Source organism: Microbispora sp. H13382, assembly GCF_014161445.1.
Taxonomy (GTDB): Bacteria; Actinomycetota; Actinomycetes; order Streptosporangiales; family Streptosporangiaceae; genus Microbispora.
On the sequence record NZ_JABBXA010000033.1, the window covers coordinates 34,451 to 56,234 of the forward strand.

Consider the following 21,784-nt stretch of genomic DNA (forward strand, 5'->3'; position numbering starts at 1 on the left):
CCGGTTCGGTTCGTTGTCAGACGCGGGTCCAGCGCTGGTTCGTGCCGCCGTGGCAGGACCAGATCTGCACCTTGCTGCCGTTGGCCGTGCCGCTGCCGGACACGTCCAGGCACTTGTTCGCCCCGACCGCGGTGATGCTGCCGTCGGAGTTGAAGCGCCACTTCTGGTTGTTCTGGCCGTTGCAGTCCCAGATGATCACCGCGCTGCCGTCGGCGGTGCCGCCGCCGTTGACGTCCAGGCACTTGTTGCCGTACACCCGCAACTCGCCCGCGCTGGTGGAGGTCCACTTCTGGTTGTTCTGGCCGTTGCAGTCCCAGATCAGCACCGTCGCGCCGTTGGCCTGGGAAGCGCCGTTGACGTCCAGGCACTGGCCCGACGCCACACCCCGGAGCGCGCTCGTGCTCCCGGCGGGCGGAGTGCCCGTCGGAGTGGAGGTCGGCGTGGAGGTGGGTGTCGAGGTCGGGGTCGAGGTCGGGCTGGCCGTCGGACCGCCGCCAGGCGGGTCGAGCGGGCAGCTGGCCATGTACTTGGAGATGCCGTTCGCGTTGGTCAGCGACGGGCACAGGAACGGCGCGTAGCGGGTGTCCCTGTCGACGAACAGCTTCAGCCAGACCATCATGGTGCGAGCGAAGGCGCCCGAGTTGCCGCCGCCGCCACCGGCGGGGAAGCCGTGGCCCTCGTTCGCGATCTCGACGAACGCGCGCTCGACGCTGCCGGGAATCGTGTTGTACGCGTTCTGGGCGTACTGCGGGGTCACCGTTCCGTCGGTCTGGCCGGCGAAGATGATCGTTGGGCTCTTGATGCCCGAGAGGCTGCCGTCGGGCACGTACGGCGCCTGCCCGACCGCGGTCAGCAGCGAGGGCCGCTGGTCGGCCGCGAGGATGGCCCCGCCGCCGCCCATCGAGTGGCCGCCCACCGCCAGCCGGTTGCGGTCGACCCGGTCCCGTACGGAACTGCTGTTGACCAGGTAGTCCAGCGCGGCGAGCAACTGCGCGGCCCGGGCGTCGGCGTAGTCGTTGAGGGTGTTGGTCTCGATCCCGATCACGACGAACCCGAACGAGGCGAGCCTCGGGCCCTGCCAGGCGTAGTAGCTCCAGGCGGTGCCGAAGCCGGGGGCGATCGCGATCGCGCCGAAGGTGCCCTGGCTGGTGTCGGTCGGGTAGTAGATGACCCCGCCGCCGAATCCGTTGCCCCTGGGAACGGTCACCTGGGCGGTGGCGAAGGGACCGCGGTCCGCGGCGATGCTCGCCGCGGTGGGCGCGGGCCCGCGCTGGTAGGGGTTGTCGGCGGCTGACGCGGCGGACGGCCATCCCGCCGCGCCGGCCATCGCCAGGAGAACGGCCACGATCCCGGCGAGGACGGCGGCTCCGAAGCGCCGCGGTCCGATGTCGTACTCGGGGAGCGCCCTGCGGGAGGCCGGCTCCGGGACTTGCGGTGAGGACACTACTGCTCCTGCGGGATGGGGGACTCGCGTTCGAGGGGTGCGGCCGAGGCGGCCGGCGCGGACGAGAGCGGCTCTACAGGTGTCCGGAACCGGAAGGGCGCGGCGTGCCGCCGGATCCGCCGATCCGGCGGCGGCCGCCGCACCGTGCTCCGCCGGGGCGAGGGGTCGCCCCGGCGGAGCCTTGTGTCAGATGCGGGTCCACTTCTGGTTGTTCTGGCCGGTGCACGACCAGATCTGCACCTTGGTGCCGTTGGCGGTGCCGTTCCCGGACACGTCCAGGCACTTGTTCGCCCCGACCGCGGTGATCGTGCCGTCGGAGTTCAGGCGCCACTTCTGGTTGTTCTGGCCGTTGCAGTCCCAGATGATCACCGCGCTGCCGTCGGCGGTGCCGCCGCCGTTCACGTCCAGGCACTTGTTGCCGTACACCCGCAACTCGCCCGCGCTGGTGGAGGTCCACTTCTGGTTGTTCTGGCCGTTGCAGTCCCAGATCAGCACCGTCGCGCCGTTGCTCTGCGACGCGCCGTTCACGTCCAGGCACCGGCCCGACGCCACACCCCGGAGCGCGCTTGTGCTCCCGGCGGGCGGAGTGGGCGACGCGGACGGCGAGGCCGAGGGCGACGACGTGCCGCCGCTCTGGGGCCCGGCGGCCGCCATCACGGCCTGCGCGCCGGACGGCCAGTTGTTGTTGGAGACGACGACGTTGTTGTTGACGACGTTGCCGCGGTCGCCGTTCGTGATGTTGGTGCTGCTGTTGGTCGACCAGTTGCCGGTGACGGTGAAGTTGCCCATGTTCTCACCGCCCCAGTAGTTGGCCGTGGCCCAGGTGCCGGTGTTCGACAGGACGTTGTTCCTGACGGTGTAGTACTTCGAGCCCTCGTCGAAGTAGACGCCGAACCAGCCGTTGGTCCGCAGGCAGTAGTTGTCGCTGATCACGGCGCCGGGGTTCCAGGACAGCGTGTAGATGCACCCGCCGTCCGTCATCTGCTGCATGACGTCGTGCACGTAGTTGCCGACGAGCTTGTTGCCGGACGCGGTGGTGGCGGTGGTGTACCGCGGCTGGTAGTTGTACAGCCCGCGGTTGGCGTAGTTGGTGCTGCCGCCGGGCTCGTTGGCGCCCCACCCGTAGCCGATCGACATGCCGGTGTACGGCAGGTTGTAGACCTCGTTGTGCGAGACGTTCGAGGTGGTGACGTAGGTGGTCAGGACCGAGACGATGCCCCGGTAGTCCAGGCCGAGGTCGTGGATCCGGTTGTTGCTGACCGTGATGTTCCGGTTGACCATCCGCTGGTCGCTCGGGTGGTGCGCGTCGGCGCGCACCCCGCCGGCCACGACCCCGCCGGCCGAGTTGCGGGCGATCTCGGACCGGGTGACCGTGATGTCGCTCGCGCCCAGGCCCACACCGCTGGCGTGCGCGTTCGCGTCGTTGCCGATGCCGATGGCCGTCTGGCCCAGGTTGACGAACTGCGAGTCGGTGAAGGTGATGTTGTTCGCGGCGGAGACCTGGACCGCGGCGGGCATCTGGTACCAGTTCGGCCGCGTGGACTCGAACGCCTGGCAGCCCTCCTGGCAGGAGGTCAGCCGGTCGCCGGGCCAGTTGTAGTTGCCCGCGATGTAGGCGCCGGTCTGCTGGTCCACGAAGCCCTGGTTGCTGCTGGGGCCGAGCCACGTCGTGCCGGTGAACGTGATGCCGCTGAAGGTGATGTGGTGCGCGGGCGAGTCGTAGGTGCCCCCGACGTCGACCAGCGACTGCAGCACCGGCAGCTCGACGGCGACGTTGTTGATGTTCTGCCCCGACGCCGGGATGTAGTACAGGACGCCGGTCCCGGGGTTGATGTACCACTCACCCGGGGAGTCCAGGAACTCGTACGCGTTCTCCAGGTACAGCGCGCCCGCCCGGTGCGGCTGGCTGAAGGTGTCGTACCCGAAAGTGTTGTTGTTCCAGCCGGGCTGCTGCATCGTGATGAAGTTGCCGCTGATGCTCTGCACCGTCACGTACCGGTCGGTGAACGAGCCCACGCTCTCCATCTCGACCCGGTTCTGGTTGGCGAGATTGTTCAGGTAGCTCAGCGCGCTGCTGCTGAACCTCATCCCGGTGGTGGTCGCGGTGAAGTCGTTCCGGTTCACCTGGGTGCGGGCGCGCGTGGCGAGGGCGCCGTTGACGTACAGCTGCCGGGTGTCGATCCCCGTGCCGACATCGGCGCGCCAGATGTTCTTCCCGGAGTCGGCCAGCGACCACCCGGTGACCGCCCGGGCTCCGCTGATCACCGGGCGGGCGCCCTGCGCGGCCTGCCACTTGACGCTGTAGCCGTTGGTGCCGGAGTCCGCGGCGGTGAATCTCAACGGCGAGGTCTGCCGGTACACGCCGTCGGCGAGCTCGACGACGATGTCACCGGACATGGCGCTGTTCTGCGACCGCACCGCCGTCTGCGCCGCCGGCAGCGAGCAGGGCTGGGCGGAGGTGCAGGCGGTGCCGGTTCCGGAGGGGGACGCGTACAGGGTCGTGGTGGCCGCGAGAGCCGGAGTGGCCGAGGCGACGAGGGCGGACGCCACGGCCAGCGCCGCGGCGACGATGCCGGCCAGGACCGGTCTCGGCGCCGTGACGAGCGAAGGTGACTGCACGGTGGTTCCTTTGGGGGGGTAGGGGGGTGGTCAGGTCACGCCCTCCTCAGGCAGGTCACTCCCTCCCGAGGTGGAGGCCGTCGCCGAACGGTGAGGGGTACGACGGCGGCCGGCTGCCTCACCGGCGGCACCACGAGGGGACGCCTGGTGAAGCGGGGCTGTGGACGTCGACGTGGCCGGCCGGGGTGCGGAGGGCCGCGCAGCGCCTCCACACCCCGCCCATGTGATCCAGCCGCGGAGATTCCGGAACGAGCTCTCCCACCGGGATCTCGCTACCAATTACGATCGGAGCGCTGATGCCCGTCAAGACCTTAAGCCCACTTATTTCATCGTGCGCACATCGGCGCCCGGGCCACAGTTATCCTTTTCTCGTCGTTCACCTGTGGTTACGTCCGCCGGCGTATTCGCCGGTGCCGACCATCCCGAATGAATCGTTCAGATGTGTCGTACTGATCGGACGTACGTGCCCCACGGAAAGACAACTCCGATCAGTCATACTCTGCAGGGAACGGCGAGGAGGGAGCACGGTGACCGACACCCCCCGTGAGAGCGGATACCGGCCGGGCTACGAGGTGGCCGCGGAGCAGGTGCTCGAGTTGATCGTCCGGCTGGGCCTGCGTCCGGGGGACCGCATGCCGACCGAGAACGACCTGGCCCGGGAGCTGGGCACCAGCCGCACCGTCGTCCGCGAGGCGGTGAAGATACTCTCCGCGCTCGGACGGGTGCGCGCCCAGAAGGGGCGCGGCCTCTACGTGGCCGACGACGAGGGGATGCTCGGCACCGGGCGCCGGGCGGCCTTCTTCCTCCCGACCGACCTGGACCACGTCTACATGCTGTTCGAGTTCCGCCGGACGCAGGAGATGGAGACCAGCCGGCTGGCCGCCCGGCGCGCCACCCCTGCCGAGCTGCGGGCCATCGAGGAGGCGGCCGGCATGTGCCGGCACGGCTTCGAGACCGGACGCGAGGACCTGTTCAACGAGGGCGACGACACCTTCCACACCGCCATCGCCACCGCCTCCCACAACATGTTCCTTCAGATCGCGGTGCGGGAGGCCCGGCGCCTGCAGGCCCAGTCGAGCCTCATCGGGCTGCGGGGCTCGGTGGGCGGGCACGCCGCCAAGGCCGTCGAGGAGCACGACGCCATCTCCCAGGCCATCCGCGCCGGCGACCCGGAAGCGGCCGCCCAGGCCGCCGCCACGCACATCGACAACACTCTCGACGACTATCGCAGGGAGATCCAGCAGCGCCTCTTCTCCTCCGACCGGTGACGGCCGGGCCGCGAGGCACCAGAACCGGTTCGACGACAGCGGCGCGGCCGGGACGTGAACCGCGCGTCGGGCGGATGAAAGTTTCATCGAGCACGGCGGCCGTAAACGCAGGGCATCCGGATCGGAGAGGGCTTTCGGCAGGCAGCCGGGTGACACAGAGCCTTGACAGGGAGTCCGCCCGTCGTATGTGCTACACGGTGCACCGCCGTCTTCCCCGTCTCCAGCTCGCTCGCTTGGTATCGAATCGATTCGCCTCTCCAGCGGCGACCGGCTTCGATCGGCTTTTCCGCCGTTCACGCCGGTCCTGAACAGCCGCCGGGCCGCGCGCGCCTTCCTCAGCGCGCCTCTTTCCCGAGCGAGCCTGTCCCCGCGACGCCCTACCCCAAGGAGTACGACAATGCGACCTCCATCCGTTCCCCCACCGGGCCGCGCGACGCGTGGGCGGCGCTCCCGGGCGGCCGTCGTCGTGTCCGCCGTCGCGGTGCCGGCGACCCTCGTGGCCACCGCCCTGACATGGGCGGCGCCGGCCTCCGCGGCCACCACGCCGCTGGTCGGCGTGGGGTCGGGGCGGTGCCTGGACGTCAGCGGCGCGTCCCAGGCCAACGGCGCGCAGGTGAACATCTGGGACTGCAACGGGCAGGCCAACCAGCAGTGGACCACGACCAGCGCCGGTGAGCTGCGCGTCTACGGCAACAAGTGCCTGGACGTCTACGGAGGCGGCACGGCCGACGGCACCGCGGTCATCATCTGGGACTGCAACGGCCAGAACAACCAGAAGTGGCGCCTCAACGCCGACGGCACCATCACCGCCGTCGGCGCGAACAAGTGCCTGGACGTGTCGAACTACGGCACGGCCAACGGCAGCAAGGTGCACATCTGGACCTGCCACGGCGGCACCAACCAGCAGTGGACCACCGGAGCCCAGCCCAGCCAGACGCCGACCACGTCGCCGACCTCGTCACCGACCCCGCCGCCGCCCGGCGCGCGCCCGTGCGACATCTACGCCTCGGGCGGCACAGCGTGCGTGGCCGCGCACAGCACGACGCGGGCGCTCTACGGCTCCTACGCGGGCAACCTGTACCAGGTCAGGCGCTCCTCCGACAACACGACCCGCAACATCGCCGTCCTGACCGCGGGCGGTGTCGCCGACGCCGCTGCTCAGGACTCGTTCTGTGCCGGCACCACCTGTGTCATCACGGTCGTGTACGACCAGTCGGGGCGGGGCAACGACCTGTGGTACCAGGGCTCCAGCGTGGTTCCCGGATCCCCCCAGAGCAAACCCGCGGTCGCGACCACCGAGTCCCTCACCGTCGGCGGCAACAAGGCCTACTCCCTCTACATCAACCCCGGCAACAGCTACTGGAGGGACGGTCACCTGACCGGCGTGCCCACGGGCAGCGCGCCCGAGGGCATGTATATGGTCACCAGCGGCACCCACGTCAACAGCGGCTGCTGCTTCGACTACGGCAACAGCGAGACCACCCGCAAGGCCGACGCCGCCGGAGCCATGGACGCCATCAACTTCAGCAAGCAGTGCTGGTTCGGCGGCTGCTCCGGAAGCGGCCCCTGGGTCCAGGCCGACCTCGAATGGGGCCTGTATCCCGGCGGCAGCCAATCCTGGAACCCCAACCAGCGCGCCTTCACCAGCAAGTTCGTCACCGCCACGCTGAAGAACAACGGCACCTCCCGCTTCGCCATGAAGGGCAGCAACGCCCAGTCCGGCACCCTCTACACCCTCTACGACGGCGCGCTGCCCGGCGGCTACAGCCCGATGAAGAAGCAGGGCGCGATCATCCTCGGCAGCGGCGGCGACTGCTGCAAGCCCGACGGCGGCGCCAACCTCAGCGCCGGCACCTTCTACGAAGGCGCCATGGTCGCCGGCTATCCCTCCGACGCCACCGAGAACGCCGTCCAGGCCGAGATCGTGGCCGCCGGCTACCGCTGACCCGCTCCCGGGACAGGAGCCTCACCGAACCCGGACGCCGGCCACTCGGTGGAAGTAGGACAGTCCCGGAGCACGGCCGATGACCAAGGGGCCGGCCGCCACCGCGGCCGGCCCCCGGTCATGGTCCGGGCTCGGATGTGCCCGGATCAGCTCACGCCGAAGTCGGCGAAGCCGAACTGACCCGTCACGCCCGCGGCGTGGGACGTGGCGATCAGTCCCGCGTCCTGCCTGTCGGCGATGCCGGGCAGGGTCGCGGTCGGGCCGACCTTGGTCCAGGCGGTGCCGTTGGTGGAGTAGTAGCCGCTCACCTGCTCGCCGGAGCGGACGAGGCGGACCCAGGCGGGCGCCCTGATTCCCGAGACCCCGCTGAACGAGTCGAGGTAGCCGTTGCCGTCGGAGTCCCACTGGAAGGCGACCCCGTTGCCCGGCGTGACCACCATGACGGCGTACCCGGGCGACGAGCCCGTGCCGGTGACGTCGTTGCGGAGCACGACCCCCGCCTTGGCCCAGGCGTTGGTGTTGTCCATCTGGGTGACCCGCGCGGTCACGGTCGACGTGCTCCCGGCCGCGTCGTCCCGGTAGACGACGCCGTACTCGTCGAAGGACCCGGCGGCGTCCTGCCAGATGTCGGTTCCCTCGGTGAGGATGGCGTACTCGGATCCGGCCTCCGCGAACCGGCTCGGCACCGAGCCGTGGGCCTTCAGGGAGGTCAGCGGGTTGATCGCGGTCAGGGTCAGCGACCTGTCCACCGTGTAGCCGGTCTTGCCGGCGCTGAAGCTCACCGACGCCTTGACCGCCGCACGGCTGACCGGTGTCGTGAACGAGCCGGGTGCGGTGATCTTCCACGTCTCGGTGGCCGAGGCGCCGGCGGCGAGCCCGCGCTTCACCGGCTTGCCGATGCGTTCGGCCTGCCAGCCCTCGGGAACGGTGATCGAGACGGCCAGGTCGGCGGCCCGGCCGTCACTCACGTTCGCGATCGTGGCGGTGACGGTGGCCGAACCACCGGCGCTCACACCGGCCGGGTCGGCCGTCAGAGAGACGCCGAGCGGGGGGCGCTGCGGGTCGGGTTCGCCGCGGTACTTCCCGGTGGGACCAGCCTCGTAGACGATCCGGGCGGCCTCGGCGGGAATGTTGCCGGCGCTGATGGTCACGTTGTCCCTGACGACGTTCCCGCGCTGGCCGTTCACCAGGCCGGTGATCGCGGGGTTGGTGGAGAAGTTGCCGATCAGCGTGAGGTCACCGGTGTGGTTGCCGTTCTGGTTGTTGGCGTGCGCCCACTGCGCGGCGGTGCCGACGAACACGTTGTGGCTCGCGCTCAGATACCGGGAACCCTCGTCGAAGTACAGACCGAGCTGTCCGCTGCTCTCGCAGTAGTTCTCGTCGATCGTGCTGCGGGGTATCGCCGAGAGCGTGTAGATGCAGCCGGCGTCGAACATGGTCTGCACGACCTTGCGCACGTGGTTGCCCACCACGCGGACGTCGCTAAGAGTCGTCGGCGTGTCGTAGAGCGGCTGGAAGTCGTACAGCCCGCGGTTGATGTACTCCGGGCTGCCGCCCGGGTCGTTGGCACCCCAGCCGTAGCCGATGCCGATGCCGGTGTACGGCATGTCGGAGACGTAGTTGTGCTCGATGGCCAGCCGGGTGACGTAGCTGGCGAAGATCCCGTCCTGGTCCAGGTATTCGAGGGCGGTCGCGTAGACGCGGTTGTCACGCAGGAGGATGTCGCTGTTGACCATGCGGGGATCGGACGGGTGGTGCGCGTCCGGGCGTATGCCGCCGACCACGATGCCACCTCCGGCGCTCGCGGTGAACGTGCTCCCCACGACCGACACCTTGTGCGCGCCGAGTCCCACGCCGGTGGCGTGGGCGTTGGCGTCGTTGCCGATGCCGAGCCCGACGGAACCGAGGTTCACGAAGGTGCTGTCCACGAAGGCGATGTCCTCCGCGGCCGACACCTGCACCGCCGCGGCCGCCTGCGCCCAGTTGTTACGGGCCGCCTCGAATCCCTTGCAGCCGGAGGAGCACGAGGTGAACGCGTCCGGCGGCCGATGGGGCTGGACGCCGCTTATGAAGGCGCCGGTCTGCTGGTTCGCGTAGCCGTCGGAGGTGCCGGGGTGCAGCCAGGTGGTGCCGGTGAAGGTCAGGCCCTCGAACCGGAGGTTGCGGGCCGGTTCGTCGTAGGTGCCGCCGACCTGGACCAGCGACTCCAGCCGGGGCAGCTCGGCCCGCACCTGCGAGATGTCCTGCCCGGGGAGCGGTTTGTAGTACAGCGTTCCAGCGGTGGTATCCAGATACCACTCGCCGGGCTCATCCAGGAATTTCCTGGAATTGAGCAGGAAGAACTTCGGCGTCCGGAACGGAGCCTGGATGGCGTCGTACCCGTAGGTGTTGTTGTCCCAGGCCGGCTGCTGCATGACGACGGTGGAACCGGAGATGCTCTCCACCGGCGCGAACCGGTTGGTGAACGAGAGCATCGCCTGGAAGTCGATGCGCTTCTGGTCGGGAAGCGTGGCGAGATAGGCGAGATCCGGGTTCCTGATGGTGAAGCCGGTGGGAGTCAGGGTGATGTCGGACCGTGCCACGCTGATCCGTGCGCGCTGCGCGGGTTTCCCGTCCACGTAGAGCTGGCGGGTGTCGAACCCGGTGCCGACGTGGGCCTTGTAGACACCGGTGGCGGCGTCGTCGACCTCCCAACCGGTGACGGGCGTGGCACCGCTCAGCACGGGCGTGGCCCCGCGCGCGGCCGTCCAGGTGACGGTGTGCCCGTTCAGGCCGGAGTCGGCGGCGTCGAAACGCAGCGGCGAGGTCAGCCGGTAGGTCCCGTCCAGGAGTTCGACCGTGACGTCGCGCTTCCCCTCGGCCGCCGCGACACGGGCCCGTCGTTGTGCCTCCCCGAGGGTGGCCAGCGGCCGGCCCCTGTTGCCCGGGCCGTTGTCGTCGGCGTTCTTGGCTCCGGCGGGCGCCACCACGATCCTGTCGGCGGCCCCGGCCGCTTCCGCCCGGGCGGCGCCCGGCCCGGCGAACATTCCGGCGGTGATGAGTACGGCGGCGGACGCCGCGGCCGTTGTTCTTCCTTGTGGTCGTCTTCGCGGCACAGGTGACGGACGCAAGTTTCTTCCTTTCTTCCGGCACTGCGTGCGCAGGGACGGTCAGCGCCGGACGGTGTGAGACACATCGTCGGCCGGCCGCGTGCGAGGGGTGAGCTGGTGTGGCTGTGCGGGGTGACCGTGGTCGGCCACGGAAAGCAGCCGCCGACCGGCGTGCTCCGGCCGGATGTGGGGGCCGTCGGCGGCCCTGGCGTCCGGCCGGCGGGTGAACGCACTGATCGCCCGCTCGTCGATCGTGATACCGAGACCCGGCGCGTCTCCGAGGACGAAGGCGCCGTCCTCGACGTACAGGTCGAGCGACACGCCGAGCGGCGGGTGCAGGTCCTGCAACTCGCTGGCCATGTGGTTGGGCACCGACGTCGCGGCGTGCAGCAGCCCGACCGGCGTGTTGCCGATCGGGCTGACCGGCAGGTCGTGGGCGTGCGCCAGGGCGGCAACCCGGAGGAAGTGGGACACCCCCCAGACGGCGGCCGTCTGGACGATGTCGACCGCCCCCGCGGCCAGCAGCGGACGGAACTGCTCGAGCCCGGTGAGGTTCTCCCCCGTGGCGACGGAGGCGCGGACGCCACGGCCGACGACGGACAGCCCTTCGGCGTCCCACCGCCGGACCGGTTCTTCGATCCAGGTGAGATCCAGCGTGCGCTCGAGCTCACAGACGTGCCGGACCGCCTGCTTGCGCGTCCAGGCCTCGTTCACGTCGAGCATCAGGCCCGGCCGCGATCCGTGCCCGGCCTCGGTCAGGACGTCCCGTACCAGGGTCAGGCGGTGCCGGTCGCGTTCGATGTCGAGGCCGCCCTTGATCTTGGCGGCGCGCAGGCCGTGCTGGGCGTAGACCTGGTAGGCCGAGACGAGCTCGTCATCGGTCAGGCCGATGTCCAGGCCGGAGGCGTAGGCGGGAACCCGCCTGTCGAGTCCGCCCAGCAGACGCCAGAGCGGTTCGCCGGCCGCCTGCGCCTTGATGTCCCACAGGGCGGTGTCGAGCGCGCCGATCGTGCCGAACACGGCGCCCGCGTGCCCCGCCTTGAAGGTCTGCCGCAGCATGCGGTCGTAGAGCGCCGTGACGCCGCGCGGATCCTCGCCCTCGATCGCGGCGAACACGGCGTCGATGTTCACGTGCGGCCCGAGGCCGACGCCGGTGATCCCCTCGTCGGTGTCCACCATGACGATCGGCACCGAGACGACCCCGTCGGCGAAGACGCCGTTGGCGTCGCCGACGGGACGACCCCATTCCTGGACCGTCGTCGTGGTCCGATACCCCGTGATCCTCATGTCAGCCCTTCGTGGAACCTGCGGTGACGCCGTCGGCGATCCGCCGCTGCAGAAACAGATAGATCATCAGTACGGGTACCGCGGCGATCAGGACTCCCGAGGCGAAGGTGGGGATGTCGTCCGAGTACTGTCCACGCAGCGAGTTGACCCCGATCATGAGGGTGCGATGCTCCGGCGACGGCATCATCAGCAGGGAGATGAGCACGTCGTTCCAGCAGAACAGGGTGTCGAGGATGCCGACGGACAGCAGCGCGGGAACGCCCAGCGGGAGCATGATCCGCCGGTAGACCCCGTACACCGTGTTCCCGTCGATCCTGGCCGCGTCGACGATCTCCGCCGGAACGGTCCTGTAGTGGCTCGTCATCAGGAAGACGGTGAACGGGAGGAACTGCGCGACGTAGGCCAGGATCAGTCCCGGATAGGTGTCGACGAGCCCGCTGTCCGCCATGACCCTGGTGAGCGGCACCATGATCACCTGGAAGGGGACGAACAGCCCCGCGAGACACCCCAGGAAGATGACGGTCGAGCCGCGGAACCGCAGCCGGCTCAGCGCGAAGCCCGCCATCGACCCCAGCAGCAGAAGAAGGAGCACCGACAAGGTCACCACGATGAACGAGTTGGCGAAGTACCGCGCCATCCCGGCGCCGGCCCACGCCTCGGCGATGTTGTCCCAGCGCGGGGAGCCCGCCGGGGAGAACCGGTCGAGGACGTAGTCGCGGCGGGTCTTCATCGCGACGTTGGCGGTGAACACGAGGGGATAGATCGTCGCCAGCGCGAGGGCGGCCATCGGAACGGCGGCCGCCCACCTGGCCAGGCGCATACCGCGCATCAGTCCTGCCTCCCCGCGCGGCGGAGCAGGCTGATCTGCAGGAGCCCCACCACGAGCATGACGACGAAGAGAACCGTCGACGCGGCCGAGGCGAGCGCCGGCCGGTTCATCTGCCCCTGCTCGTGCCAGATGTAGTACTCCGGCAGGTAGGTCGACCCTTCCGGGCCCCCGCTGGTCATGACGAAGAGCAGGCCGAACATGGACGTCAGCATCCCGATCATCGTGGTCACGAAGACGAACTGGATGGTGCGCGTCAGGCTCGGGATGATCACGTGCCAGATGACGCGGCCGAGCGACGCGCCGTCCACCCGGGCGGCGTCCAGCAGCGAGGCGTCAAGAGTGCTGAATCCGGCGAGGAACACGACCAGCGACATCCCGAAGGTCGCCCATATGTGCACGCCGACCACCGTGAACATGGCGATGTCCGGATCGCCGAGCCAATCGACCGGTCCCAGGCCGATCGCCCCGAGAGCGGCGTTCACCGGGCCGTCGTACCCCAGCATGAGGTTGAAGATCGCCCCGACGATCACCGGCGAGAGCACGGCAGGGAAGAAGTACACGCTGCGGTAGACCCGGTTGCCCGGCACGCGCAGATAGATGAAGGTCGCGAGCAGGCCCGGGATCGCCACCGCCACGGGAAGCAGCAGCACCAGCAGCCCGACGTTGCCCAGCGCGGTGCGGAACAACGGGTCGTCGGCCAGCTCCAGGTAGTTGCCCAGGCCTACGGGGGTCCCGTTGAGCTCGCCGTCACCGGTGAAGGAGAAGTTGACGCCAAGGACGAGCGGCCACAGCCGCAGCACCACGATGATCAGTACGGCCGGGGCCACCAGGACGTAGGGCGCGAGGCGCTCGGCGAGCGCCCCGCGGGTGGGCGTGCGGGCGTTCCCGCGGCGCCCCCGCCGCTCCGTCGTCGCCGCGTCGGTGCGCCCGGAGCCGGCCGGGCGCACCGACGGCGGCGAACCTTTGACCGGCACGCGATCAGCCCGCCCGGTCGGAGGCGGCCAGCTGCTCCACGACCTCGTCCACCGTGGCCGACCCGCTCAGGAGCTGCTGGGACAGTCTTCCCATCAGGTCCAGGGTCTTGGAGGACAGCGCGACGTGCAGGGCGGGCTTGCCGGTCTTGATCTCCTGCACGATCCCGCCGACGGCCGGACCGGCCTGGGAGACGTCGATGGTCGTGTCGGACGCGATCGCGCCGGCCTTGGCGTAGAACGCGGTCAGCGCCTCGGTCGAGGTCAGGGATCGCACCAGGTCGGCGGCCAGTTGCGGGTCCTTCGTCCACTTCGCGACCGCGTAGCCGATGCCGCCGTCGTACGGCAGGCTCGGGGTGGCCCCTTCCGAGGCGACCGGGGCCTGCATGACGCCGAGCTTGTCGGGCGGCAGGAACTCGGAGAAGTCCTTCCAGTGTCCGATGTCCGACATCAGCCCGATGATGTGCGCGGCCTTGCCGGTCTCGAAGACCGTGAAGATGTCGGTGAACATCGCCGTGGAATTGGCGCCCTTGTTGTTCAGCCCCTTGTCCTGGGCCTCCTTCCACAGCTCGAAGATCCGCCGTACGTGCGGTGAGGACCAGTCGCGCTTCCCGGCGATCCAGTCGTCGTACTCCTGAGGCGTCAGGATGCCGGATCCGAGGCCCGACATCCAGAACTGGATTCCGGCGCCTTCCTTGTTGCCCAGCGCGAAGCACGTGGCCCCGGTCGCCTTCTTGATGGCCGCGCAGGAGTCGAGGAGCTCGTCCCAGGTCGCGGGCGGTTTCGCCGGGTCGAGTCCGGCCTTCTCGTAGAGCGCCTTGTTGTAGTAGATGGGGTGTCCCTGCAGGGTCACCGGCGCGGCGTAGATCTTGCCGTCCTTGCCGAACGCCTCCCAGCCCGCCAGCCGGCTCTTGTCCTCGGCCACGTACTGGTCCAGCGGCAGGAGCGCGTCGGTCCGGTCGCGGATCTGCCCGCCGCCGTTGAAGAGCATGACGTCGGGCCCCTTGCCGGACTGGATCGCCGTGCCGAGCAGGGTGTAGTACTGGTCGAACGGCTGGGCCACGAACTCCACCGTGACGCCGGGATGCCGCGCGGCGAAGTCGGCCTTCGCCTTCTCGATATAGGTCGCGGCCGCCGGTTCACTGGACTTCCAGTCCCAGACCACGAGCTTCTGCTGCTGCTTCTGCGGCGACTCTCCGGACGGAGACTCCGTTCTCGCCGCGCTCCCACAGCCGGTCACGGCCAGTCCCGCGACCATCAGGACCGCCCACCACCGCTGCTGTCTCATCGCTGCTCGCTTTCAGGAGCGGCCGACCTGCCCGGCCGATCTGGCGAAACGTAACTCGTATGACGTATTACGTCAATAGTGGTCACCTATACTGGCGCGGTGGCGCTGTTCGTTGGGCCACACGGAGGGGGATATGACGGCATCGCAGGACACCGCCGGGGGCGTGCCGGCATCCCCCGCGTGGGTACGGCGCCCGGCCAGCCTCGCCCGGGCGGTGACGGCCGAGCTGGTGGAACGCATCGTCCGCGGCGTGCACCCGCCGGGAACGCCGCTGCCTCCCGAGCCCGCGCTGTGCGAGGCGTTCTCCGTGAGCCGCACGGTCGTCCGCGAGGCCGTGAAAGTCCTGCAGGAGAAGGGGCTCGTGCAGGTCCGCCAGGGCGCCGGCACCATGGTGACGCCCCCGGCGATGTGGGACATGCTCGACGAGCTCGTCCTCGCCGCGACCATCGCCGAGGACGAGACCCTGGCGATACTCGACGACGTCGTCGTCACACGGCGCGTGCTGGAGTCCGACATGGCGAACGTCGCCGCCCGCCTGGCCGGGCCGGACACGATCGAGCGGTTGCGCGCGCTGGTGGACCGGATGGACGAGCTCGTGGACGACCACGTCACCTACGCGGACAGCGACCGCGCCTTCCACGACACGATCATGCAGGCGTCCGGGAACCGCATCGCCCGCGGCGTCGTACGGGCGCTGGAGAAGCAGGTCATCCACACCGCCCGGTACACGGGCCGGACCGAGCGGGCCCTGTGCGTGGCGTCGAACCTCGGTCACCGCCGCATCTACGAACGCATCGCCGCCCACGATCCCGACGGCGCCGCCGAGGCGATGTTCAACCACATCACCGAGGCCTGGGTCGTCCGCCGCAGCGGACCCGCCGACCCCGTACGGCTGCGGCGCTGACGCCGGAGTTCACGTCCTCGCAAACGATTCGACCCCGGGGGAGTGAAAGTTTCAGCGCGGCCCGTCGGCGGCGACCACGGCCGCTTCCCCTGGCCAGACGCGGGAGCGGCCGGTCGTCCGGGGCGGGAACCCCGTGACGCCTGGCAGTCCGAGCCTTGACAGGTCCGGTCACGGTCATATTTGCTCCGCTGCACCATCGCCTCCGTCCCCGCCGTCCGGAAGAAAGGAAATCCGATCGGGGCGTTGGGTGAGCGCTAACACCGGATGCTTCGACCGGCCGGCACACGCGTGGACCGGCGATCCGATCGCGCACGGGACGCCGGCGACGGCGGACCGGAATTCGCCGGGCCAGAGACCGGACACGCCGGTCCGGCCGGGCCCTCTCACCTCAGGAAAACGCCGGAACGAACGGCTACCTCATTTACGTATGTCTCCATGAGAAAGGAGCTTGCGTGATGCCGGGGCACAGATCCCTCTTCACCGTCATCGCGACCACGGCACTGCTCCTCCTGTCCACGGCGCAGGCCGCGCTGGGCGACAGTGCCGTCAAATCCGCCACCGCGAAGAGCGCCCTCGCGGCCACCGCGGGATGCGGCAAGACTCCGACGCTGAGAAGCGGTACGCAGTCGATCACGACCAGCGGGAAGAATCGCAGCTACATCCTGAGAATTCCTGACAACTACAACAACAACACCCCTTATCGCTTGATCTTCGGATTCCACTGGAACGGCGGCACCGCCAATGACGTCGACTCGGGCGGAACCAGTGGATACCCCTGGTCCTACTACGGGCTCAGGGCGTTGTCGAACAACAGCACCATCTTCGTCGCGCCCCAGGGCTTCAACAACGGCTGGGCCAATTCCGGCGGCGAGGACATCACCTTCGTCGACGACATGATCCGGCGGATCGAGGGGGACCTCTGTGTCGACACCTCTCAGCGCTTCGCCATGGGCTTCAGCTACGGCGGTGGCATGAGCTACGCGCTCGCGTGTGCCCGGGCGTCGGTCTTCCGCGCGGTGGCGGTCTACTCCGGCGGGCAGCTCAGCGGGTGCAGCGGGGGCACCGAGCCCGTCGCCTACATCGGGTTGCACGGCCTCAGGGACCCGGTCCTCAACATCTCCGCGGGCCGCTCGCTGCGTGACAGGTTCGTCAGGAACAACGGCTGCACGGCTCAGAACCCACCGGAGCCGGCGCAGGGCAGCCTGACGCACATCGTCACCTACTACTCGGGCTGCAGGGCCGGGTATCCGGTCGCGTGGGCGGCGTTCGACGCGGGCCACACCCCCGGTCCCGTGGACGGCAAGTCCGGCGACTTCGAACCTGGCGAGAACTCCTGGACCAGGCCCGTGGTGTGGAGCTTCTTCACGCAGTTCGGCAGCGGCGGCACCCCGTCGCCGTCCCCGTCACCCTCGGCCTCTCCGTCGTCCTCTCCGTCGTCCCCGGGGAGCACGAGCGCGCTCAGGGGTGTGGCGTCGGGCCGGTGCCTGGACGTCAACGGCGCTTCCCAGGCCAACGGCGCGACGGTGCTGATCTGGGACTGCAACGGCCAGAACAACCAGAAGTGGACCTCCACCAGCGCCAGTGAGCTGCGCGTGTACGGCAACAAGTGCCTGGACGTCAACGGCGGCGGCACCGCCGACGGCAGCGCGGTGATCATCTGGGACTGCAACGGCCAGAACAACCAGAAGTGGCGCTTCAACTCCGACGGCAGCATCACCGCCGTCGGCGCGAACAAGTGCCTGGACGTGTCCGGGAACGGCACCGCCAACGGCACCAGGGTCCAGATCTGGTCCTGCACCGGCGGCGCCAACCAGAAGTGGACCCGCGTCTGAGACGCATCGACCACAAGCACCGGGGCCACGCCCTTCTTCTGTCAGGGGCGTCCTCGGGGCAGGGACCGGCGCGGGTCTGTCACCCCAGGTGGCAGACCCGCGTCGCCGTTTCCCCCGGGATCCGCTGCTCCAATCCACCGCGGCCGCTACTCGCCGCCCCGCCGGCCCGGCTACAGCGCCCGGACGCACCCTGGCACGATCCAGACCTACCGCTACCCTGATGGCCACCGTTGGGGAGGCTGACGTGGGCGTCATCGAGACCGCGATCGACACGATCAAACAGATGATCATCGATGGCCGCTTGCGACCCGGGCAGAAACTGCCCGTGGAAAAGGACCTCGCCGAACAGCTCGGCGTCGCCCGCAACACCCTGCGTGAGGCCGTACGCGCGCTGGTCGCGATGCGGGTCCTGCAGACGCGCCAGGGCGACGGCACCTACGTCACCAGCCTCTCCCCCGGCCTTCTCCTCGACGGGATGAGCTTCGTCGCCGACATCCACCTGGACGCCGGCGCCGGGCAGTTCCTGCACGTCCGCAGGATCCTCGAGGCGGAGGCCACGGCGCTGGCGGCCACCCGCATCCCCGACACCGACCTGACCCACCTGGGCGACCTGCTCGACCACGCCGAGACGATCGCCGCGCACACCACGATCGACCACGAGAAACTCGTCGCCCTCGACCAGGACTTCCACGCCCTCATCACCTCCCACTGCGGCAACGCCGTCCTGGCCGCGGTCATCCACAACATGTCCGGCCGGACCGTACGCGCCCGCGTCTGGCGCGGCATGAGCGACCCCGAGGCCATCCACCGGACCCTCCGCGAACACCGCGCCGTCCACCGCGCCCTGCTGGCACGCGATCCCGACCGCGCCCGGCTCCACGCCGCCCTGCACGTCCTCGGCGTCGAGGAGAGCCTCACCGGCCCACACACCTACGAGAACCCCCGATGACCGACCCCGCACCTCACCCGGACCGGACGAGGGCGGACGCGGCCCGCGCGGGCACGGCGGCCAGGTCGCCCGGCGGGGCGCCGCGGCGCTCGTACGGCGCGGCTCGCGGTCGCCGTGAAAGATTCATGGCGGCCCCGCGGCTCACGGCGACACCCACGTCGCACGACGGCTGACCGAGAACGCGGCCGGCTCCGCTTCCCGAGGCTAGGACCAGCCAGCATTCGACGATGACGACGGGATGAGCAGGCGTACAGAGATCCCATCTCTCGTTCGGCCTCGGCACCGGTATGCGCGGATTTCGGCGAGTCCGGCATACCCATTGACTGGATTGATCACATGTTCGTAGCCTTGCGCGGAGCCTCTTGATCCAGCCGCAGCGAACACCCGCCGTGTCTCGTCGACACCCGAGGTTGCGGTCGAAACGATTCGAAACGTCCGCGCCTTCCTCGGACTTGGAGGACCGAATTGTCTGAGTTATCGCGAAGGCAAATGCTCAAGCTCGGCGCGGTGGGAACCGGAGCCGCGCTCCTGCCGCTGCAATGGACGGCTGCCGCGCGGGCCGCGTCGGCGCCGCCCCCGGAAGTACGCGCCGCGAACGATCTGGCGCTGTGGTACGACGGGAGTGCCGGCACGGAATGGCTGCGTGCGCTTCCCATCGGCAACGGGCGCCTCGGCGCCATGGTGTTCGGCAACGTCGACACCGAGCGGTTGCAGCTCAACGAGGACACGATCTGGGCCGGCGGGCCGTACGACCAGAGCAACACGAGGGGCGCGGGGGCCCTGGGGCAGATCCGGCAGCTGGTCTTCCAGAACCAGTGGAGCCAGGCCCAGAGCCTGATCGACCAGAACATGCTGGGCAACCCCTCGGCCCAGCTGGCGTACCAGACCGTCGGCAATCTGCGGCTCGCCTTCGGCAGCAACAGCGGGGTTTCCGAGTACACCCGGTTCCTGGACCTGACCACGGCCACCACGACGGTGTCGTACCTGCAGAACGGCGTGCGGTACAAGCGCGAGGTGCTCGCGAGCGCGCCCGACCAGGTCATCGCCATTCGCCTGACCGCCGACAGGGCCGGCTCGATCACGTTCTCCGCGACGTTCGACAGCCCTCAACGGACCACGCGCTCCAGCCCGGACGGCACGACGGTGGCGCTCGACGGCGTCTCCGGCGACCAGCGGGGCCTGTCCGGCAAGGTGAGGTTCCTCGCGCTGGCCCGGGCCGTCGCCGACGGCGGCACCGTCAGCAGCTCCGGCGGCACCCTGCAGGTGAGGGGCGCCAACAGCGTGACGGTGCTGATCTCCATCGGCTCCAGCTACGTGAACTACAAGGACGTCAGCGGCGACTACCAGGGCATCGCGCGGCGGTACCTCGACGCCGCCGACGACAGGACCTACGACGACCTGCGCTCCAGGCACGTCGCCGACTACCAGCGGCTGTTCGGGCGCACGACGCTCGACCTCGGGCGCACGGCGGCGGCCGACCAGCCGACCGACGTCCGGATCGCGCAGCACGCCAACACCAACGACCCGCAGTTGTCCGTGCTGCTGTTCCAGTTCGGCCGCTACCTGCTGATCTCGTCCTCGCGTCCGGGCACCCAGCCGGCCAACCTGCAGGGCATCTGGAACGACTCCCTGTCCCCGTCGTGGGATTCCAAGTACACCCTCAACGCGAACCTGCCGATGAACTACTGGCCCGCCGACACCACGAACCTGTCGGAGTGCTACGAGCCGGTGTTCCGGATGATCAACGACCTCACGGTCACCGGCGCCCGCACCGCCCGGGTGCAGTACAACGCCGGCGGCTGGGTGACCCACCACAACACCGACGGGTGGCGGGGCAGCTCGGTCGTCGACGGCGCGACCTGGGGCATGTGGCAGACCGGCGGCGCGTGGCTGGCCACCATGATCTGGGAACACTACCTGTTCACCGGCGACGTCGAGTTCCTCCGGCAGTACTACCCCGCGATGAAGGGCGCGGCGCAGTTCTTCCTGGAGACCCTCGTGCAGGAGCCGAGCCTGGGCTATCTGGTCACGAACCCGTCGAACTCCCCGGAGCTCACCCATCACTCCGGTGTCAGCGTGTGCGCCGGCCCGACGATGGACAACCAGATCCTGCGTGACCTGTTCAACGGCTGCGCCAAGGCCAGCGAGGTCCTCGGCACCGACGCGAGCTTCCGGACGCAGGTCCTGGCCGCCCGGGACCGGCTCCCGCCGATGAAGGTCGGTTCGCGCGGCAACATCCAGGAGTGGCTGTACGACTGGGTCGAGACCGAGCCGAACCACCGGCACGTCTCGCATCTGTACGGCCTGCACCCCAGCAACCAGATCACCAAGCGCGGCACACCCTCCCTGTACACCGCCGCGCGGCGGACCCTCGAACTGCGCGGTGACGACGGTACCGGCTGGTCGCTCGCCTGGAAGATCAACTACTGGGCGCGGATGGAGGAAGGCGACAAGGCGCGCAGCCTCATCGGCCTGCTGGTGAGGACGGACCGGCTCGCGCCGAACATGTTCGACCTGCACCCGCCGTTCCAGATCGACGGCAACTTCGGCGCCACGTCCGGCATCGCCGAGATGCTGCTGCAGAGCCACAACGGCGAACTGCACGTGCTGCCCGCGGTGCCGTCGGCCTGGCCGAGCGGGAAGGTGCAGGGCCTGCGGGGGCGTGGTGGCTACACCGTGGACGCGACGTGGAACTCCGGCGGGAACACCGAGATCCTCGTCAAGTTCGACCGCGCCGGCACGGTCAACGTGCGCAGCCGGATCTTCACCGGCACCTACCAGGTGGTCGATGCCGAGACCGGCGGCGCCGTCACCGTCACCAAACCCGAGGCCGACGTCATCGCGCTGCCCGGCCAGGCAGGGCGCACCTACCGCCTGACCGGGTCCGGCGGCGGCTCCACACCGTCGACCTACGTGCGGATCACCAACGTCACCACCGGCCTAGTGCTGGACAGCGGCGGCAACGTGGCGTCGGGGTCGAACCTCAAGCAGTGGAACTGGGACGGCAGCACCAACCTGCAGTGGCAGCTCGTCGACCTGGGCGGTGGGTGGTACCGCATCGTCAACCGCACCAACGGCATGGTCGCCGACAGCTGGGGCAACACCGCCAACGGCGCCAACGCCAGGCAGTCGGCCTGGAACGGCGGCAACAATCAGCAGTGGCGCCTCAACAACGTGGGCAACGGCCGCTACCAGATCATCAACCGCGGCACCGGTACGGCCCTCGACGGCATGGGCAACAGCTCCGCCGGCTCCACCGTGGGCATGTGGGCGCCGAACAACAACACCAACAACCAGTGGACCATCACGAACGTCTGACGGCAGGCAGCCCGTAGAAGGCCGGCTCATCTCCGCGCCTC

The 21,784-nt window shown here is 69.4% G+C and carries 13 protein-coding genes; 6 read left to right on the plus strand and 7 right to left on the minus strand.

Annotated elements, in window-relative coordinates:
- Positions 1–16: 16 nt before the first annotated feature.
- Positions 17–1,444: an RICIN domain-containing protein gene (locus HHX41_RS41510; protein ID WP_310742367.1), complete on the minus strand. Its 1,428-nt coding sequence runs from the start codon at positions 1,442–1,444 to the stop codon at positions 17–19.
- Positions 1,445–1,630: 186 nt separating this feature from the next.
- Positions 1,631–4,063 (minus strand): RICIN domain-containing protein, encoded by a 2,433-nt coding sequence (locus HHX41_RS42135; RefSeq protein WP_182909859.1) that lies wholly within the window; start codon positions 4,061–4,063, stop codon positions 1,631–1,633.
- Between the two features lie 527 nt (positions 4,064–4,590).
- Between HHX41_RS42135 and HHX41_RS38315 the strand changes: the two genes are divergently transcribed.
- Positions 4,591–5,331: a FadR/GntR family transcriptional regulator gene (locus HHX41_RS38315; RefSeq protein ID WP_169985068.1), complete on the plus strand. Its 741-nt coding sequence runs from the start codon at positions 4,591–4,593 to the stop codon at positions 5,329–5,331.
- Positions 5,332–5,728: 397 nt separating this feature from the next.
- The gene (locus HHX41_RS38320) at positions 5,729–7,276 is read left to right on the plus strand and encodes an arabinofuranosidase catalytic domain-containing protein (RefSeq protein ID WP_182909860.1); all 1,548 of its coding nucleotides are present in this window, start codon (positions 5,729–5,731) and stop codon (positions 7,274–7,276) included.
- A 146-nt stretch (positions 7,277–7,422) separates the two neighbouring features.
- On the opposite strand, the gene HHX41_RS38325 is transcribed toward HHX41_RS38320, so the two are convergent.
- The 5 genes from HHX41_RS38325 to HHX41_RS38345 all read right to left on the minus strand — a co-directional run bounded on the left by HHX41_RS38325 (position 7,423) and on the right by HHX41_RS38345 (position 14,740).
- Positions 7,423–10,302 carry an NEW3 domain-containing protein gene (locus HHX41_RS38325; RefSeq protein ID WP_182909861.1) on the minus strand — a complete coding sequence of 960 codons (2,880 nt, stop codon included), beginning with the start codon at positions 10,300–10,302 and terminating at the stop codon, positions 7,423–7,425.
- A 123-nt stretch (positions 10,303–10,425) separates the two neighbouring features.
- Positions 10,426–11,652 carry a mandelate racemase/muconate lactonizing enzyme family protein gene (locus HHX41_RS38330; protein WP_182909862.1) on the minus strand — a complete coding sequence of 409 codons (1,227 nt, stop codon included), beginning with the start codon at positions 11,650–11,652 and terminating at the stop codon, positions 10,426–10,428.
- A 1-nt stretch (position 11,653) separates the two neighbouring features.
- Positions 11,654–12,481, minus strand: a complete 828-nt coding sequence (locus HHX41_RS38335; RefSeq protein WP_182909863.1) for a carbohydrate ABC transporter permease — start codon at positions 12,479–12,481, stop codon at positions 11,654–11,656.
- Complete coding sequence (locus tag HHX41_RS38340; protein WP_169985079.1) at positions 12,481–13,455, minus strand: carbohydrate ABC transporter permease; 975 nt, start codon at positions 13,453–13,455, stop codon at positions 12,481–12,483. The genes HHX41_RS38335 and HHX41_RS38340 overlap by 1 nt, the downstream gene beginning before the upstream one ends.
- 4 nt (positions 13,456–13,459) lie before the next feature.
- The gene (locus tag HHX41_RS38345; RefSeq protein ID WP_182909864.1) at positions 13,460–14,740 is read right to left on the minus strand and encodes an ABC transporter substrate-binding protein; all 1,281 of its coding nucleotides are present in this window, start codon (positions 14,738–14,740) and stop codon (positions 13,460–13,462) included.
- Between the two features lie 133 nt (positions 14,741–14,873).
- Here HHX41_RS38345 and HHX41_RS38350 point away from each other — a divergent pair, with 133 nt between their 5' ends.
- The 4 genes from HHX41_RS38350 (at position 14,874) to HHX41_RS38365 (ending at position 21,743) form a co-directional block, all read left to right on the plus strand.
- The gene (locus HHX41_RS38350; protein ID WP_169985083.1) at positions 14,874–15,644 is read left to right on the plus strand and encodes a FadR/GntR family transcriptional regulator; all 771 of its coding nucleotides are present in this window, start codon (positions 14,874–14,876) and stop codon (positions 15,642–15,644) included.
- 455 nt (positions 15,645–16,099) lie between these two features.
- A complete protein-coding gene (locus HHX41_RS38355; RefSeq protein WP_182909865.1) occupies positions 16,100–17,476 on the plus strand; it encodes a lectin in 1,377 nt (458 codons plus the stop codon).
- 244 nt (positions 17,477–17,720) lie between these two features.
- A complete protein-coding gene (locus HHX41_RS38360; protein ID WP_182909866.1) occupies positions 17,721–18,425 on the plus strand; it encodes an FCD domain-containing protein in 705 nt (234 codons plus the stop codon).
- Positions 18,426–18,914: 489 nt separating this feature from the next.
- Entirely contained in the window at positions 18,915–21,743 is a 2,829-nt protein-coding gene (locus HHX41_RS38365; RefSeq protein WP_220504811.1) for a glycosyl hydrolase family 95 catalytic domain-containing protein, read from the plus strand.
- The last annotated feature ends 41 nt before the right edge of the window (positions 21,744–21,784 follow it).